Genomic DNA, 17,312 nt, shown 5'->3' with positions numbered 1-17,312 from the left:
TACTAAAGGCCGAAAACTAAAGACCGAAAGTCAAAGACTGAAATCCAAGGTCCGAAAACTGAAGCTCGAACGTTGAAGTCTGAAGATTGCTGCGGCGTCCCGGCCGGCGAATTTTACTTCTTTTTCTTCTTGGTCTTCTTCGACCCACCCAGCATCGAAAGGCTGGCGTCGACGTCCTTCAGCGCGGATTGCAGCTTCTTCTTCTCGTTGGTCAGCAGCTTCTGGAGGGCCTTGCGGTCCTTGTCGCTCAACGAGGTGCCCTTGGTAAATTTGATGAAACCCATAACACTCCCCCGGTTGAAAATAATCGTCCAAATCGAAGCGTGGGAATAATCTTGCGCGGCGACGCCAAATAATCAAGACGCAACTTGATCATTCACAGCCTCGGCGCGTGAATCCGCCCTCGACGCGACCCGCTCAGGCTGCCCTGCGAGCGAGTAACCGGCCGAGCGGTGTGTTGGGCTGCGCGACGGCCGCAATCAGCAGCGCGACGAGATCCTCCATCCACTCGCCGACCGTTCGGCCCTCGAGCAACTCGCGCTTGTAGTTGCATGAGCCGGTGATGCCGGTCGGCCGCTCCTTGAGCATCAGCGACAGCCGGGTCTGGTCGATCGGCAGCACCGGCTGGCCTTCGCGCGCGATGTTGCCGATCGATTCTGTTGCGAGATCCGGCAGATCGAGCGGCTGGCGCAGTGGATTCTGCAGCGTGAAATAGACCTGGAGCAGCGAGGCCGGATCGATCCCCTCCTGCTCCAGATGGTCGGCCAGGATGCTGAACGGCAGCTCCTGCCGCCCATGCGCGTCGAGCACGCTCTGGCGCACCCGCATCAGGGCCTGCGCGAACGACAGCTCCGGCGTGATTGTCGTACGGACGATTACCGTGTTCTCGAACGGGCCGATGATGCGGTCGGTGTCCGGCTGGGCCCGATTGGCCATGGCGGTCGCGACCGCGATGTCGGTGCGGCCCGTCCGCGCCAGCAGCATGCCCTTCAGGCCGGTGAGCAGGCACATGAATAGCGTGCAATTGTGCCGGCCGGCGAACGCCGTGAGCCGGCCGACCAGTTCACGCTCGAGGCTGACCGGATGGTGCCCGGTGGAGGCGCCCGGGCGCGCTTCGCCGTCGAAGACGGGGCCCGCTCCGCGCAAATTCTCCGTCCAGTCGGACGCCTGGCGGCGGACGGCGTCGGTATCGCACCACCAGCGCTGCCAGCGTGCGACCGCCGAATAAGCCGCTGGCGGCTTCGGCAGCGGCACCGACGGATATCCGGCCAGCGCCGCATACCGGCTCGACAATTCCTCGAACAGCACGCCGATCGACCAGCCGTCGACAACGGCATGATGCAGCGTCAGCAAGAGCACGTGGTCGTCGTCGTGGAGCCGCAACAACCGGGCGCGCAGCAGCGGCGCGCGCGTGGTGTCGATCGGGGTATAGGTCTCCTGCTCGATCAGGAGATTGATCTTCCTGAGTTCGAGCGCCCTGCGCCGCTTGTTGTTGTGGGGCTGACCGTCGCCGATCGTCTCGACGGTCATGACGGGGCCAAGGGCCCGAGGCGCAACGATGCGGCTTTCGGGCTCCTCGCCGTTCCAGGTGAACGCGGTCCGCAGCGATTCGTGCCGGCGCACGACATCATCGATCGCCTTTGCCAGGGCGGCCGGATCGAGCGGGCCCTGCAGACGGAAGGCGAAGGGCAGGTTGAACAACGGCAGCTCCGGCAGATTCCGCTCGATCCGCAGCATCTGATCCTGCGCGATGGAAAGCGCGGGAGGCCCGCTCGCAGCCAATCGCGGCACGCTTGCGGCAGGCTTGTGCGGCTTCGCCGCCACGGCCCCGTCGACCCGCCGAGCGAGCTCCTCGATCGTCGGTGCCTCGAAGATGGACTTGATCGGCAGCGACACGCCGAGCGCGCGGGCAACGCGCGCCATCGCCTGGCCAGCCAGCAGCGAATGGCCGCCGAGATCGAAGAAATTGTCGGTCACACCGATGCTCTCGAGCTTCAGCAGGTCGATCCAGATGTCTGAGAGCACCTTTTCGGTGAAGCGCCGCGCCGGCACGGCCGCGTCCGGCCCGGACGTTTCCTGCTGGACGGGCGCCAGCAGCGCAGAGCGGTCGATCTTGCCATGGGCGTTGAGCGGCACCTGATCCAGGAACAGGAAGGCCGACGGGATGGCGTGGGCCGACAGCCTGGCTTTGAGGAATTCGCGCAGCTCGCTGGCGCTGCTCCGGCTGCCGGGCTTTGCGACGATATGGGCGATCAGCCTGATATCGCCGCTCGCCTCGCGGCGCGGCTCGACGATGCCGGCGCGCACGCCTGGATGATCGGCAAGCGCGTTCTCGATCTCCTTGAGCTCGATACGATGGCCGCGGATCTTGACCTGATGGTCGGCACGGCCGAGGCATTCGATCGTCCCGTCGGCGCGGCGCCTGGCAAGATCGCCAGTCCGGTAGAGCCGGCCGCCCTGCTGGCGCGAGAACGGATCGGGGATGAAGCGCTGCCGGCTTTGCGCGGGATCGTTGACATAGCCACGGCCGACGCCGGCACCGCCGATGCAGAGCTCGCCGGTCACGCCGATCGGCTGCGGCTGGAGGTTTGCGTCGAGCACGTAGAGCTGGGTGTTCGGCAGCGGCGCGCCGACCGGAACGTTGCCCGTCGCGATCGCCGGCGCCTTGGTCAGGCGATGCAGGGAGACGTCGTCGGAGCATTCCGACGCGCCATAGGCATTGATCAGTGGCACTCCTGGACAGCGGGCGAACCAGGCGCGGCAAAGCTCGACGGGCAATGGCTCTCCGGTCGAGATCAGGAGCCGCAATTCAGAGAAGGCACGCAACACCGGCACTTCGTCCAGGCGATCGAGAATGACGCGCAGCAGCGAAGGCACGATCTCGAGCACCGTGATGCCCTCACGCTCGATCTCCCGCGCCAGCAGGATCGGGTCCCGCACGATCGCGTCGCCGCAGACATGCACGCGCGCGCCGACCATCGGCCCGGCGAGGAATTGCCAGACCGAGATGACGAAGCTCTGCGGCGCGGTCTGCGCGATCACGTCGCTGGCGGAGAGGTCGAGCTCGGAGATGAGCGAAGCGAGGTGGTTCGACAGGCCGCGCTGCTCGATCATGACGCCCTTCGGCGCGCCGGAGGAGCCCGACGTATAGACGAGATAGGCGAGGCTGGAGGCGGCCCGCGGTGCGGCGCGAGCCGGCTTGGTCACCCCCGAGGCAATCGCGTCTTCGAGCGCGGCCACCTGCATGCGTTCGACCAGCGGCTCGAGCAGTGCCTCGACCATGGGGAACTGAGCCCGTCCGGCCAGCAGCACGCGGGCACAGCTCGATCCGAGCATGGTCGTGAGCCGGGCCGTCGGCTGGTCGGGATCGAGATTGAGGAAGGCCGCGCCGACGCGCTGCACCGCGATCATCGCGGCGAGCAGGTCGGGCCCGCGCTCTGCGAGCAAGGCGACGACGCTCTCGGCGCCGATACCCTCACGGGCCAGCCAGCGCGCGGCCGCCAGGCTGCGGTGCGCCAGCTCGCGATAGCTCAGGGACGTGCGGCCGTCCGACACCGCAACAGCGTTCGGCGTCTTCCTCGCCTGGCGCTCGAAGCGTTCGCTCAAATTGCCGCGCGTCGTGAAATTGGCCGGCACGCCCCGGCCTTTCGCCAGCAACAGCCGTCGTTCGGCCTCGGTCAGCAGCGGCAGGCGCGAGATGCGCTGTTCCGGATTGGCGATGACGGCCTTGAGCAACGTCCTGAACTGGGCGGCCATGCCTGCGATCGTCGCGGCGTCGAACAGGTCGGTGGCGTATTCGAAGAACCCGCTGAAGCGGCCATCGGCCTCGACCAGTTCGAGCGTAATGTCGAAGCGCGCCACTTTCGGATCGATTTCCAGCCGCCGTGCCGACAGGCCGGGAAAGCGTGCCGCCTCGATCGAGGCGTTCTGGAGGATGAACATGATCCGGAACAGCGGATTGCCGTCGCTGCGGCGCGCGATCTGGAGCGCGCGCAACACTTCCTCGATCGGGAGGTCCTGGTTGCGGTAGGCGTCCAACGTGACCTGTCGCACCCGCCGCAACATCTCGCCGAAGCTCGGATCGCCGCTGAAATCGTTGCGCAGGATCAGGGTGTTGGCGAACAGCCCGATCAGGCGTTCGCTCTCGATCTGGTTGCGGTTGGCGATCAGTGAGCCGGTCGCGACATCCTCATGCGAGGTGTGGCGGAACAACAGGCACTGGAAGGCCGCCAGCAGCGTCATGAACGGCGTGACGCCCTGGCTCTGGCTCAGTGCGCGCAGGCCGCCCGACACCGTCTTGGAAAATTCGAGATAGTGGCGCGCGCCGTGACCGCTCCAGACCTCCGGCCTGGGCCGGTCCGTTCGCAGCGGCAGCGTGGTGACGCCGTTGAGCTGGGTCCTCCAATAATCGAGCTGCTCCTTCGCCGCCGGCGTCTGCGCCCAGCTCTGCTGCCAGAGCGTGAAGTCGCGATACTGGAACGCGGGCGGAGGCAGCGCGGCCGGGTGCTTCCTGCGCGCCGCGGCGTAGTGGACGGCGAGCTCCTCCCAGAACAGCCGCTGCGACCAGCCGTCGGTGACGAGATGATGGACGTTGACCAACAGCGCATGGCTGTTCCCGTCGAACGACAGCAACGTGACCTTCAGCGGCGGCTCGTGAGCCAGGTCGAACGGATATTGCGCGAGCTTGAGCGCCTCGCGCCGGACAACCGCGAGCCGCTTGCCGGCAGGGCAGGGCTTGAGCTTGACGCGCGCGAGTTGCGGCGGCGATGACAGCACAAGCTGCGCCGGCTCGCCCCGACGTTCGATGAAGATTGTGCGCAGCGTCTCATGGCGTGTGCACATCGCAGTGAGGCTCGCAGAGAGCGCGGCGACGTCGACCGGGCCGTCGAAGAGCGCAATTTCGACGACATTGTAATTGTAGCGGGTCGGGTCGAGCCGCGAGAGGACGTACATCCGCTGCTGCTGGAACGACAGCGGTGCGTCTGCGCCCGTAGTGTGGCGCCAGGCCGGCAGCGCCGCCTCGCGCCGGCTTGCGGCGGTTTCGATCCGGGCCGCAAGTGCTGCGACCGTGGTGCAATCGAAGATGTCCTCGAACGAGAACTCGACATTGAAGCGTTCGCGCAGGCGCGAGCGCATCTGCGTCACCGCGAGCGAGTCCGCGCCGAGCGCGAAGACGTCCTGGTCGGCGCCGAGCTGCGGCAGCTCCAACAGACCAGCCCAGATTTCGGCGAGCTGGGTCTCCATCGCATTGCGCGGCAGCCGGGTCTCGTCACGGCCGTCCACTGCCGCAATCAGTCCGGCCAGCGCACCGCGTTTGACCTTGCCGCTGGCGCCTTTCGGCAGTGCCGCGACGCTGCGGATCAGGCTCGGTACCTTGTAGGCTGCGAGCCGCTTTCGTGCGAACTGGCGCAACTGGTCGGAAGTGGGCTCGGAATTCGGCCGCAGCACCACGACGGCGGCGACGTTCTCGCCGAGCTTCGGGTGCGGCACGGCAAACACGCCGGCCTCCAGCACCGTCGGGTGGCTGAGCAGAACTTCTTCCACTTCCAGCGGCGAGATCTTCTGCCCACCGCGGTTGATGACGTCCTTGATGCGGCCGACGATGAAAAGATAGCCGTCGGCATCGAGATAGCCGAGGTCGCCGGTCCGGAACCAGCCATTGCGGAACGCAGCCTGCGTCGCCGCCTCGTCATTATAATAGCCGCGGCTCATGTTGGGCCCGCGCAGCATGATCTCGCCGCGCGCGCCGCTCGCAAGCGTGCGGCCCGCCTCGTCCATGATCGCGATCTCGGGGCCGGCGGCTCGGCCGACCGATCCGACCTTGCGCAGCTCGAACGGATTGGCCGCGATCTGCGAGGCCGCTTCCGTCATCCCGTAGGTCTCCAGCACGGGAACGCCGAACGTCGCCTCCAGCCCTCGAAGAATCGCAGGCGCGAGCGAGGCCGAGGCCGAGCGGATCACGCGCAGCGACGACGGTCGGGCATGGTCCGGGTTCGCCTCCGCCGCCGTCAGCAATGCGCGATGAATGGTCGGCACCGCCGTGTACCAGGTCGGTTGCAGCTCCCGCATCCAGCCGAAGAAGGACGAAGAATCGAAGCCGTCGGTGCAGATCACGCTGGAGCCCGCGGCCAGCGCCGTGAGAAGGCCGGAGATCAAGCCATGGGCATGAAACAGCGGGAGGACGTTGAGCAGGCGATCGCGCGACGTGAGCGACAGCACATGGCCGGCATTGTAAGCGGACAGGCAGACATTGCGATGCGTCAGCGGCACCATCTTCGGCCGCGCCGCCGTGCCTGACGTCAACAGGATGAACGCATCGTCGTCCCCGCGCGAGGGACCACTGGTGCTCGCCGGTCCGACCGGCGGGCCGATGAACGCGCAACCGCCGAGATCGTCTTTCGGCCCCGGCACGAAATCGATCACCGCGATATCGAGCGCCCTGGCGACGTCGCGGCTCGCCGAATTCATGTCGGCCCGGGTCACGAGCGCCGCCAACTTCAGTTCGCTGAAATAGCGTTGCAGCTCGTCCGCCGTCAGATCCGGACTGACGGGGATGCATACGGCGGCCGACGCGACCGCGATCAATGCCAACGCACTGTCGGCGCCACGCGGCAGTGCAACTGCAATGCGGTCCGCAGGCGCGATGCCGAGCCCGCGCAGCGTGCCGATCAGATCCTGCGTCCGGTCGGCCAAGGCGCGGTAGGTGAGAACCGGCCGGCCAGGGGCGAGGAGTGCGGCCGCCGCCGGCGTCCTGCGCGCGTAGAATTCGAGAAGGCCGCTGATATGCGCGAATATCTTCGTTTCGGCCGTGGCAGCGGCTGATCCTCCGTCTGCTCCGGATGCAATGTCCGACAACGCCATTCCCTTTTGATCCGATTGGGCTATTCTTCCAAAAAGTTGGGGAACGCGTCCAGTCTGAGGTGAAGTTTGAGCCCCAAAATCTGTGGTTGAGGGGCCCCCAGAGCCCTTCGACGGAGTGATGGTCGGGCAGAATCACCATGCTGGAGAATGAGCCGGGCACGGGGACGGAAGGCGAGCTGAAGCGCTGGCTCGACGGTATCGGCCTCGGTCACTACACCGATCTCTTCGCGCAGCACCGTCTCGATCTCGACGTGATCGGGGACCTGACCGAATCCGACCTGGTCGACCTCGGACTGCCGCTCGGCGATCGCAAGCGGATCCAGCGGGCGATGGCGGCGCTGTTTCAAGCGGAAACGGCGGAGGCGCCAACCGAGGCGGTGCGTCCGCAAGCACGGGCGGAGGTCGGAGCCGAACGGCGCCAGCTCACCACGATGTTCTGCGACATGGTGGATTCCACCTCGCTATCCGCGCAGTTCGATCCCGAAGACGTCCGCGACATGATTGCGGGCTTCCGCGAAACCTGCGTTCGCGTGGTCAAGCATTACGAGGGCTTTGCCGCCCGTTTCGTCGGCGACGGTATCCTGGTCTATTTCGGCTATCCGACCGCACATGAGGACGATGCCGAGCGCGCGGTGCGCGCCGGGCTCGAGATCGTGCGGGTGCTGTCGACTGCGCACGCGGTCGAGCAGCGCGGTGCGCTCAGCCATTCACCCGCCGTCCGCATCGGGATCGCGACCGGCCTCGTCGTGGTCGGCGACCTCGTCGGCCAGGGCACCGAAGAACGCGACTCCGCAGTCGGCGAAACCGTCAATCTCGCTGCGCGCCTGCAGGCCCTGGCGCCGCCCAATGGCGTGGTGATCTCGGCCTCGACGCAGTCGCTGCTGAAGGGGAAGTTCGACTACCGCAATCTCGGCGTCCATGTCCTGAAGGGTATCCCCGAGAAGGCACAGGCCTGGCACGTGGTGCGCGCCTCGCGGGTGGAGACCCGCTTCGCCGCCGCCAGGGGCTCGCGGTTGACGCCGCTCGTCAACCGCGAGGAGGAGATCGCGCTGTTGATGGGGCGCTGGCAGCAGGCCAAGGACGGCGACGGTCAGGTCGTGGTCAAGTTCGGCGAGCCCGGCATCGGCAAGTCGCGCATCATCCAGGAAATCTTCGAGCGGATATCGGGCGACCGCCATGGACAAGTCTCGCTCCAATGCTCGCCTTACTACACCTCCACGGCGTTCCATCCGTTCGTCGATCAGCTGAAATTCTCCCTCGGCCTCGATCGCGAGGAGTCGTCCGCGCTGTCGCTGGCGAGCCTCGAGACCGCGATCGCCGCCGCTCATGGCGACATCGAGCAGGTCATGCCGCTGTTTGCCGCGCTGCTGTCGATACCGACCGGAGACCGCTATCCGCCGCTCGAACTGTCGCCGCGGCAGCAGAAGGATGCGACCGTCGTGGCGCTGGTCAATCATTTCCTCGGCCTTGCGCGCGAGATGCCGCTGGTGATCGCGTTCGAGGACTTGCACTGGATCGACCCGACGTCCCGCGAGGTGATCGACCTTCTGGTCGACCGGGTGCAGAACCGGCCGATCCTGGTCATCATCACCGCGCGCTCCGAATTCCAGCCGAGCTGGAGCGCGCATTCGCACATCACCACCGTGGTCCTGAACCGCCTGAGCCGGCAATTGCGCACGACGCTGGTCGAGCGCGTTGCGGGACGCGAGCTGCCCAAGGAGGTCGTCGAGGAGATCATCGTCAAGACCGACGGCGTGCCGCTGTTCTTGGAGGAGCTGACCAAGACGGTTCTCGAATCCGACCTCCTGACCGAGCGGCACGGGCGCTATGTGCTGTCCGGGCCGTGGCGGCAGCTCGCAATCCCGGCAACCCTGACCGACTCGCTGATGGCGCGGCTCGACCGGATGGGACCGTTCAAGCGGATCGCGCAGATCGGCGCCACGATAGGTCGCGAGTTCTCCTACGAGACGCTGCGCGCCGTCGCCAACACGCCGGCCGAGCAGATCGTGGCGGCACTCAACCATCTGGAGGACGCGGGGCTGATCATGCGCCGCGGCCACCCACCGGACGCGATCTACTCCTTCAAGCACGTGATGATCCAGAACGCCGCGCATGCGAGCCTGTTGCACAGCGAGCGGCGCAAGCTGCATTCCCGGATCGTCCAGGTGCTTTCCGAAATGTATCCGGAGAAATCCGAGCGCGAGCCGGAGCTGCTCGCCCATCACCTGACCGAATCCGGCCAGAGCGAGGGCGCTGCCAGCTTTTGGCTCAAGGCCGGCAAGCAGGCGGCGAGGAGCGGCGCCAATCTGGAGGCGATCGGCCATCTGCGCCGCGGCCTCAGCGTCGTGCACGCCAGCGCGGGCATACCGGGAGCCGACGAGATGGAGCTCGAGCTGCGCATCGCGCTGGGCAATTCGCTGATTGCCGCCAAGGGCTATGCGGTGCAGGAAGTCGAGGAAAACTACATCCGCGCGCTGGAGCTCGGCCATCAGCTTGATGACGACGAAAAGGTCTTCGCAGCCACTCGCGGACTCTGGGTGTGCCATTTCATCCGCGCCGATCTCACCCGCGCGCACGATCTCAGCGTCGAGCTGTTGAGATTCGCCAAGCGGCAGCGGCTGAGCGAGCGTTCGCAGCCGGCGCAGCAGACCGGCTATCTGATCGAGGCGCACCGTTCGATCGCGATGACCATGCTCTATCGCGGCCGCTTTGCCGCCTCGCAGCATCATTTGCACCGCTGCATCAATCTCTACAGTCCCGATTTGCACTCCGACCTGATGGAGCGGCACGGCACCGATCCCGGCGTCGTCTCGCTGTCCTATCTCGGCTATCTCCTCTGGTTCCTCGGCCGGCCCGACGCGGCGCGCCAGCACAGCGAGCAGGCGATCGCCAATGCCGAGAAGATCCGCCATCCCTTCACGCTCGCCTTCGCGCTCGTGTTCGGCGCCTATCTCTGCCAGCATTTGCGCGACGTCGAGGGTACGCGCGACCACGCCAACCGCGCCATGATCATCGCCAGCGAGCACAATTTCCTGCACTGGAAGCAGCAGGCGACGATCCTGCGCGGCTGGGCGCTGACGCAGCTCGGCGAGGCCGACGAAGGCCTCAGCCAGATGCGCTTCGGCCTCGACGAGTACGAGGCGATGGATTCCTGGCTCGCCGGCTGCTGGTTCCGCTGCCTGCTCGCGGAAGCCTACGCCAAGGTCGGGATGCGGGATGCCGCCTTGCGCGCGCTGGACGGCGCGCTCGCAACCGCGCGGCGGACCGGTGATCATTCCTACCTCGCCGAGGTCTATCGCCTTCAAGGCGAGATCACCCTGTTGGATGGCGATCCCGCCTCGGTGCGGGAGGCCGAGGACCTGTTCGCCCAGTCGCTGGCGACCGCGCGCAAGCAGGGTGCGTTGTCCTGGGAGCTTCGCACCGCCGTCAGCCTCGCGCGCCTGTCGCTGGAAGCCGGCAAGCGCGAGCACGCAAGTCTCCTGCTCGCGCCGGTCGTGGGCAAGTTCAGCGAGGGTTTTTACACACCGGACCTGAAGCAGGCGATGCAGCTCGTGACCGAGCTCGGGACCGACACGCCCGCGCGCGAACAGGCCGATCTGTGACATGCGCGATCTTGCCGCCGCGCGTGCGCGCTACGTGGAGCGGATTGCCAGGCGCGAGCGGATTTCCTCGCCCCGCCTGCTTGAGGCGCTCGCCACTGTTCCGCGCGAGGATTTTCTGCCGAGGGGGCCCTGGCGCATCAAGAGCGAAGCGGCGCGCAGCTACCGGCTGACGCCCGACGCGGATCCCGTTCATCTCTACGACAATGTGCTGGTCGCGATCGACGCCCGCCGCAAGCTCGACACCGGCTTGCCGAGCCTGTGGGCGCATCTCATCGACATTCTCGACGTCAGGGAGAGGGACCGCGTCGTGCAGATCGGCTGCGGACTTGGCTATTTCTCCGCGGTGCTGTCGAAGATGGTCGGTCCAAGGGGCAGCGTACGTGCGGTCGAATGCGACGAGCGGCTCGCGGCCCGAGCGGCGAGCCACTTGCGCGGATATCGCAACGTCACCGTCGTCAACGGCGACGGATGCAAGGACGTCGGCGAGCCCGCCGACGTGATCATCGTGCATGCCGGCTTCCCGCAGCCGCACCCGCTCTGGCTCCAGTCGCTCCGTCCGCGCGGCCGTCTTCTGGTGCCGCTGACGCAGCGGGATCGCGAAGGCGCCGCGCTCAGGATCACGCGCAAGGGCAGGGGGTTTGAAGCCGAGGCGATCCAGCAGATCCGGATCTTTCCCGGCCAGGGCCGCGGCACGACCGCCCTCGACGACCGCGTCGCCGACTGGTGGCAGCGAGCATCAGCCCTGGCACCGCTGCGCTTTCGCAGCCTCGCGCAGGGGCTGCCGGCGGATCAGGCGGGCTGGACCGAAGTTTAACTATCGGGATGTTGTGCCCTTTTTTGTTCCGCCCGGATTATCTATATTTCACTCGGCTCCGGACAAACAGGATGAACGATCCATTGAATGAGGGCGTGGTTGGCGACACCGCGAAGCTGATGATGCATCGGCTGATTGTGCGGAAACTTCGTCGCGATCCAACTTTGGTGGACAAGGCGAAGGCAGCCCACGCACGTCAGGCCGATCAATTCCATGGCTGGCCTTTCGTGCGCGAGTGGCAGGAACTGCTTGCTCTGCCAACCCGGGAGCTCGCGTCAAAGTTGATCAGTCGCGACCGTGAGATGGCGCGTTTGCGCAACTCGTCTCCGTTCTATCTCGTTGAAGACGTTCATTTCGGCGACTACGACGCAAGGATCCGGTTGAGGAGGGCCGCGAGACGCGTGGTCGAGCGCGGTCTAAGCACGGGCTCTCTTTCCTCCCGAGCGTCGTAATGTCCGGGGGCGGCCCGCTGCGCAGCTTGGATGATCTGCTCAGGGTCGTCAGGGCCCTGGCCTACGAATTCAAGACGGACACCGTATTCATTGTGGGTAGCCAGGCAATTCTCGCTTCTATGCCGGACGCCCCTGACGCCGCCAGAGAATCGCCTGAAATCGATGCATTCCCGGCAAACGCGAGAATCTGGGAACTAACGGAGGCCAAGCGGACGCGCGATGGTGTGCAGCCGATTGCGTCCGAACACATCGACGGCCTCTTCGGATCGGAAAGCCCGTTTCATCGCACGCATGGATTTTACATCGACGGCGTTGACGAAACGACGGCCAGGCTCCCGAAGGGCTGGCAGACCCGGGCGGTCAGAGTTCGAACCGAAGTCGCGGGCCGAACGGTGACGGGCGTCGCGCCGGCGCGAGAAGACCTCGTCGTGTCCAAACTTGCTAGGCTGGACGAGAGGGACAAACGGTTCGTCAACGCGATCCATGCGATGCGTCCTTTGGACCTGGATCTCGTCGAGCGAAGGATTCGCGAAACCGACCTTGATTCCACAATTGCGGACCGAGCGGTCGCCTACGTCAGAGGTTTGAAGTCCGAAAGTTAGTTTTCCCGGCGGCCGTGCTTCGTGTCGCTTTACCTTGATTGCGATCGCAAGTTTCCAACGCCCTACATTGCCGCTATGAGTGCGGCCTGACTGCCATTCGAGCGCGCGCCATGCATTCCGTTGCCCTGCTGACTGCCAGCTACGCCAAGGATATCGAGCGCTTTTCGCTGCTCAGCGAGAGCATCGATACCTGGCTCTCGGGATACACGCGGCATTATGTTCTCGTTAACGATGAGGACGTTGCGCTGTTTGCGCGGTTCGCCTCCGACAGGCGGGTCATCGTTCCGGCCTCGCGCTACCTGCCGAAATGGCTGTTCGCGGTGCCGCCGGCCCTCCAGTTCCTCAGCAACCGGCGTGTCTGGCTCTCGCTGCTGTCGTCACCCGTGCATGGCTGGCACATCCAGCAGATCCTGAAGATCGCCGGGATCCTCAATGCGCCCGAGCAGCGCGTCTGCATCCTGGATTCGGACAATCTGTTCTTCCGCGAATTCGACGTCGGCCTATATGCCGGCGGTGAGAAGACGCCGCTCTTCGTCACCCGCAGGGCGATCGGCGCGGACCACCCGGTGCATGGCGTGTGGCTCCGCACCATCGATCAGCTTCTGGGTATGAAGGAACGCTCGTTCCCGGCGGACGATTATGTCGGCAACGCGCTGGTCTGGGACAAGGGCACCGCGCGTGCGATGACCGACGCCATCAAGTCGGCGACGGGCCTCAGCTGGGCGCTGGCGCTGTGCCGGAAGAAGAAGTTCTCGGAATATCTGCTGTACGGCAATTTCGTCGCCAATTCGCCTGAGCATCTGGCGGCCCATCGCGTCACGGAAGACAGCATCGCGGTCTCGCACTGGGACGATACGCCGCTCGACCGCCCGGCGATCGAGGCCATGATGCGCACGGCCTCGCCTGAGCAGGTCGCGCTTTGCATCCAGTCCTATTCGTCGACCTCGATCGACGACATCCGCGACGTGTTCCGCCTCTCTTCGCGCGACCGTCGCAGTCCGAGCCTGGCTCCCGACCATATGGGCGAGGCTGCCGCGTTCGAAGTGCCCAAGACGCGCCAGAGCTGAAGTCTGCAAGCTGTTGATCCCGGGTTACCTCTCCCCGATGGGAGAGGTGAATCCTCAGGCGTCCTTCGTAAACTTGCTGATGACGTCCATGAACGGCTTCGGCTTGAACTCGCCGTCGAGCGGCAGCGGGCGGTTCGGCTGCTTGTCCTTGCGGGCGAAAGTGCCGTTGATCCAGCTGTAGCGGTCCGAGATGCCCCAGGTCAGGATCGAGCGCACCGGCCCGCTGGCCGAGATCGCCGCCAGCAGGTCGTCGACGCGCTTGGCGACGATGGCGTCGCGCTCTGCCGGATTGCCCGCCAGCTTCTGGTCGTCGACGTCGAGCTCGGTGACCAGCACCTCGAGTCCCCAGGAACGAAGCTCGGCCACGAACTCGGCGAGCCCGTGCGTGTCGATCTCGAGCTCGGCGTGCAGATGCGATTGCAGGCCCACGGCGTGGAGCGGAACGCCCTGGTCGAGAAGGTCCATGATGAGGTTGCGGTACGCTGCCCGCTTGGCGATGAACGAGTCCTTTGCCGACTCGATGTCGTATTCGTTGATCGCGAGCTTGACGAAGGGATCCGCCGCAGCTGCCGTGCGGAACGCCAACGGAATCCAACCTTGACCCAGATGCTGCGTCCAGAACGTGTCACGCCGATCCTTCGGACTGCGGGGATTGTCCGGAATCGGCTCGTTCACGACGTCCCACGACGTCAGCTTGTCCTTGTAGTAGGAGACGACGGTGCCGATGTGATCGCGATACGCGCGCTCGACGCCCTTGGAATCCTTGATCTGCTTGGTCCAGTCCGGAATGTCGTGATACCAGGCGAGCGCGTGGCCGCGCATCGTCAGGTCGTTGTCTCGCGCGAAATCCAGGATCGCGTCGGCGCGTTCGAAGGCGAACGTATGCGCGTCCGGCCGCAGCATCGGCCATTTCAGCTCGAGCACCGGCACCACCTGAGTGCAATAGGTGCTGATGGCCTCGCCAAGCCGCGGATCGGCTTGCAGGTCCCAGAGCGTCGCCGCAGCGCCATAGCCGGGCCGGCGCTGGGCGCGTTTCGATGCCGGCACTGCGGACGCAGATGCGCCCGCCGCGAGGGCCGCGGCGCTGCCGAGGAGAAATTCGCGCCTGTCGAGCCCGGTCACGCGTGACGCTGCAGCGCCGCTTCGGCGATCTCGTAATAGTGAAGCGCGCCCTTCTCGAGCGTCAGGTGGTCCAGCACATAGTTGCGCGGCGCGAAGTCCCCCGCGCCGACGCGCGACCAGAAGCCGTCCCAGCCGGCGGTGAATGCGCTCGCATCAGTGAAGGTCATGCCACAGCGCCCGTCGAAATAGGGCACCGAGGACACGTCGCCTTCGAACCTCACCTTGTCCGGGAAATATTTCGGATCCTGCCACGGTCCGCCGCGGTCCCAGGCAAAGACGGGAACGCCGCTCGACAGCGCCTGCTGGCAGGCGATGCCCTGGCTTTCGTGCTCGCAGAGGAAGACCATGCTGCGGCAACGCGCCAGCGCGGCCTTGTAGTCGTCTTCCTTGTAGTGCCCGTAGCGGATCACTTCGACGGTACGTCCGCTTGCCTCGAGATGCCTGCGGATCGGCTCGATCAGCTCTCGCTCGTACCGTCCTTGATCCCAGCGGACCTTGTCGTAGAGCAGCACGTCGACGCTCTTCTGATCCGCCGGCGCGGGTGTCCACAGATCGGTCTCGATGCCGACCGGCCAGGCGCCGACGTGGGGCCAGTGCGGACGGAACATGTCGGCATACCAGGCGCACGGCACCAGCACGCGCCTGACATCGAGGTCCTTCAGGCTCTCCGGCGCATCGATCGGGTGGTCATACATGGCGACGCCGAGCAGGAGCGGGTTCTTCCACTTGAACCAGTCGAGCACGAACGGCCGGCCGATGATGCAGGCCAGTTCCTCGGGGTGCTTCCGGATGTAGCGATAGTCGTTGACGCGGTAGCGGATGCCGAGCCGATCGAGGCCTGCGCACAGATTGAGCAGGACGCGCCGCTGGCCGCTGACGAAGGACTTGCCCAGCAGCAAACGTCGCAGCAGCGGTCGGAGATGGCGGTCGCCGGGAAACCAGCGGTCGTCCCGTTCTTCGAAAAAGAGGTTGAGGACCATCCCGTCGCGGCCTCCTGCGCCGAAATCCGAAGGAACCGTAGGCACGTTGGTGCCGCGACGCGGCAGCGAGGCCGGTTTCACCCGGGTTGGTTCGGCAACGTCCATGTCGGTCACATCAGCGCATCGGAGGAGTCGAGCGACGTTTCGCCATCATTGCTCCTTTTCCGTGATCGCGCCGGTCGCTTCAAGGACAGGGCAAATTTAACGCTAACGCGCGATAACCGCGCGCTCGCTCCATTCGCGGTCCGATTTGCAGGCTTGTCCGGCTATCTTCGCCGATGCCAGCGGCGCAATCCGATTGTCACACCAAAGTCCAACTGCCTTAACGTCTCGTTAATCCTGATGGCCGCCAACGGTCCCGTGCCCGCATGCTGAACCGCCATTTCTCGATCTATCTGGTCGCCTACATCCTGCCCGCGGCGGTGGGCTTCTTCGCTGTCACCGCCTATACACGGCTCCTGAGCCCGGCGGAGTACGGCGTTTATGTCGTCGGCATGAGCCTTGCGGGCATTCTGGGCGCGATCTTCTTCGCCTGGATCAAGCTGTCGGTGTCCCGCTATCAGGCGATGTCGGCGGAGGTCGATTTCCGCGGCACGGCGATGGTCGCCTTCGCTCTCACGGCCGCGGTGCTCTGCGCCACCACTCCGCTGGTCTTCCTGCTCCGCAGCGACGTCAGTGTCGAGCTGCTGCTCGCCAGCATGTTCGTCGCGATCATGGCCAACGCGGTCGACGTCGGCCAGGAGTTCGAGCGCGCCAAATTGCGCCCCTACCGGTTCGCGGCGATCTCGATCGTGCGCAGCGTCTCCAGCGTCGGCTTCGGTCTGCTCGGCATCTGGCTCGGCTGGGGTGGATTGGGGCTGCTCGCCGCGTTTGGTCTGGGGTCGCTCACGGGCATCATCCTGAACCTCGTCGGTGACCGCACCAGGATCGCGCGCTTCCAGCGCAGCCAGTTCATGCAGCTGGCGCGCTACGGCCTGCCGCTGACGCTGGCAGGATTGTCCGTCGCCGTCTATTCGGCCTCCGACCGGCTCATTGTCGCCTATCTGCTCGGCAAGGACGCTGCCGGCATCTTCGGCGTTGCCGCCGATCTGCCGCGCCAGTTCATGGTCATGATCGCATCCAGCGTTGCCGCGGCGACCGTGCCGCTGGTGTTCCGGTCATTGTCCGAGAACAACGGCGAGACGACGCGGGAGCGGCTGACCGAAAGCCTCGAGCTCCTGCTCGTCGTCGTTGCACCCGTTGCGGTCTGGCTCGCGCTTGCGGCGGACCAGGTGGCCGGCACGCTGGTCGGCGTCGACTTCCGCGCCGGCGTCTCGGCATTGCTGCCGACCCTGGTGCTCGCCCGCTCCTTCGGTATCGCCAACCAGTTCTACGTGCAGATCAGCTTTCAGCTCGCCGAGCGGCCCTTCATGCTGTCGGCGCAGTCCTTCCTCACGCTCGTGGTCAGCGTGATCCTGATGTTCGCGCTGATCCCCGGCTATGGCCTCCACGGCGCGGCGCTGGCAACGCTGGCGACCGAGGCGATCGGCTTCCTCGCTGCCGTCGTCCTGATGCATCGGGCCCACCCGGTCCCGTTCGAGTTCAACCGCCTCGCCGGCGTTGCCGTCTCCGCAGCCGTGATGGCGGCCGCGATCCTGATCGCGCGATCGCAAGCGGGCGGCACCGGCCTCGTGCCGCTCGCCATCGTCAGTCTCGCCGGCGGCCTCGCTTATGCGGCTGCGGCCTGGTTGCTGAATGTTGCGAACGTGCGAACGTTGTCGCTGCGTTTCCTGCGAACGTTGAACCGCAAGGCGCTCGGCGCTTAGCGAGCGA

10 protein-coding genes are annotated in these 17,312 nt (G+C 65.7%); 6 read left to right on the top strand and 4 right to left on the bottom strand.

From position 1 onward, the window contains the following. Positions 1 to 113: 113 nt before the first annotated feature. Together AC1RQP_RS24500 and AC1RQP_RS24495 are read right to left on the bottom strand one after the other, a co-directional pair. Positions 114 to 284 carry a hypothetical protein gene (locus AC1RQP_RS24500; protein ID WP_162832039.1) on the bottom strand — a complete coding sequence of 57 codons (171 nt, stop codon included), beginning with the start codon at positions 282 to 284 and terminating at the stop codon, positions 114 to 116. 133 nt (positions 285 to 417) lie between these two features. Further along, positions 418 to 6,861, bottom strand: coding sequence for an amino acid adenylation domain-containing protein (locus AC1RQP_RS24495; protein ID WP_492938831.1), 6,444 nt, complete (start codon positions 6,859 to 6,861; stop codon positions 418 to 420). Positions 6,862 to 6,998: 137 nt separating this feature from the next. On the opposite strand from AC1RQP_RS24495, the gene AC1RQP_RS24490 reads away from it, so the two are divergent. The 5 genes from AC1RQP_RS24490 (at position 6,999) to AC1RQP_RS24470 (ending at position 13,398) form a co-directional block, all read left to right on the top strand. Continuing rightward, positions 6,999 to 10,463: an ATP-binding protein gene (locus AC1RQP_RS24490; protein ID WP_492938830.1), complete on the top strand. Its 3,465-nt coding sequence runs from the start codon at positions 6,999 to 7,001 to the stop codon at positions 10,461 to 10,463. 1 nt (position 10,464) lies between these two features. Continuing rightward, complete coding sequence (locus tag AC1RQP_RS24485; RefSeq protein ID WP_492938829.1) at positions 10,465 to 11,277, top strand: protein-L-isoaspartate O-methyltransferase family protein; 813 nt, start codon at positions 10,465 to 10,467, stop codon at positions 11,275 to 11,277. 71 nt (positions 11,278 to 11,348) lie between these two features. Continuing rightward, positions 11,349 to 11,729 carry a hypothetical protein gene (locus AC1RQP_RS24480; protein WP_492938828.1) on the top strand — a complete coding sequence of 127 codons (381 nt, stop codon included), beginning with the start codon at positions 11,349 to 11,351 and terminating at the stop codon, positions 11,727 to 11,729. Beyond that, positions 11,729 to 12,331, top strand: coding sequence for a DUF6036 family nucleotidyltransferase (locus AC1RQP_RS24475; RefSeq protein ID WP_492938827.1), 603 nt, complete (start codon positions 11,729 to 11,731; stop codon positions 12,329 to 12,331). The genes AC1RQP_RS24480 and AC1RQP_RS24475 overlap by 1 nt, the downstream gene beginning before the upstream one ends. Positions 12,332 to 12,441: 110 nt before the next feature. Continuing rightward, positions 12,442 to 13,398: a DUF6492 family protein gene (locus tag AC1RQP_RS24470; RefSeq protein WP_492938826.1), complete on the top strand. Its 957-nt coding sequence runs from the start codon at positions 12,442 to 12,444 to the stop codon at positions 13,396 to 13,398. 54 nt (positions 13,399 to 13,452) lie between these two features. Here AC1RQP_RS24470 and AC1RQP_RS24465 read toward each other — a convergent pair whose 3' ends face one another. Further along, positions 13,453 to 14,520 carry an endo-1,4-beta-xylanase gene (locus tag AC1RQP_RS24465; RefSeq protein ID WP_492938825.1) on the bottom strand — a complete coding sequence of 356 codons (1,068 nt, stop codon included), beginning with the start codon at positions 14,518 to 14,520 and terminating at the stop codon, positions 13,453 to 13,455. Beyond that, positions 14,517 to 15,605: a glycosyltransferase family protein gene (locus tag AC1RQP_RS24460; RefSeq protein WP_492938824.1), complete on the bottom strand. Its 1,089-nt coding sequence runs from the start codon at positions 15,603 to 15,605 to the stop codon at positions 14,517 to 14,519. Before AC1RQP_RS24460 ends, AC1RQP_RS24465 begins: the two co-directional genes overlap by 4 nt. Before the next feature lie 263 nt (positions 15,606 to 15,868). Between AC1RQP_RS24460 and AC1RQP_RS24455 the strand changes: the two genes are divergently transcribed. Continuing rightward, complete coding sequence (locus AC1RQP_RS24455; protein ID WP_492938823.1) at positions 15,869 to 17,305, top strand: lipopolysaccharide biosynthesis protein; 1,437 nt, start codon at positions 15,869 to 15,871, stop codon at positions 17,303 to 17,305. Positions 17,306 to 17,312 lie beyond the last annotated feature (7 nt).

The organism is Bradyrhizobium sp. GW821-FHT13H06, assembly GCF_058803975.1.
This window is presented reverse-complemented; position numbering and strand designations above follow the sequence as displayed.

Coding starts and splice junctions, on each gene's coding strand:
- AC1RQP_RS24470 (WP_492938826.1), top strand. CDS start 12,442: ATGCATTCCGTTGCCCTGCTGACTGCCAGCTACGCCAAGGATATCGAG.
- AC1RQP_RS24490 (WP_492938830.1), top strand. CDS start 6,999: ATGCTGGAGAATGAGCCGGGCACGGGGACGGAAGGCGAGCTGAAGCGC.
- AC1RQP_RS24495 (WP_492938831.1), bottom strand. CDS start 6,861: ATGGCGTTGTCGGACATTGCATCCGGAGCAGACGGAGGATCAGCCGCT.
- AC1RQP_RS24460 (WP_492938824.1), bottom strand. CDS start 15,605: ATGGACGTTGCCGAACCAACCCGGGTGAAACCGGCCTCGCTGCCGCGT.
- AC1RQP_RS24475 (WP_492938827.1), top strand. CDS start 11,729: ATGTCCGGGGGCGGCCCGCTGCGCAGCTTGGATGATCTGCTCAGGGTC.
- AC1RQP_RS24485 (WP_492938829.1), top strand. CDS start 10,465: ATGCGCGATCTTGCCGCCGCGCGTGCGCGCTACGTGGAGCGGATTGCC.
- AC1RQP_RS24500 (WP_162832039.1), bottom strand. CDS start 284: ATGGGTTTCATCAAATTTACCAAGGGCACCTCGTTGAGCGACAAGGAC.
- AC1RQP_RS24480 (WP_492938828.1), top strand. CDS start 11,349: ATGAACGATCCATTGAATGAGGGCGTGGTTGGCGACACCGCGAAGCTG.
- AC1RQP_RS24455 (WP_492938823.1), top strand. CDS start 15,869: ATGCTGAACCGCCATTTCTCGATCTATCTGGTCGCCTACATCCTGCCC.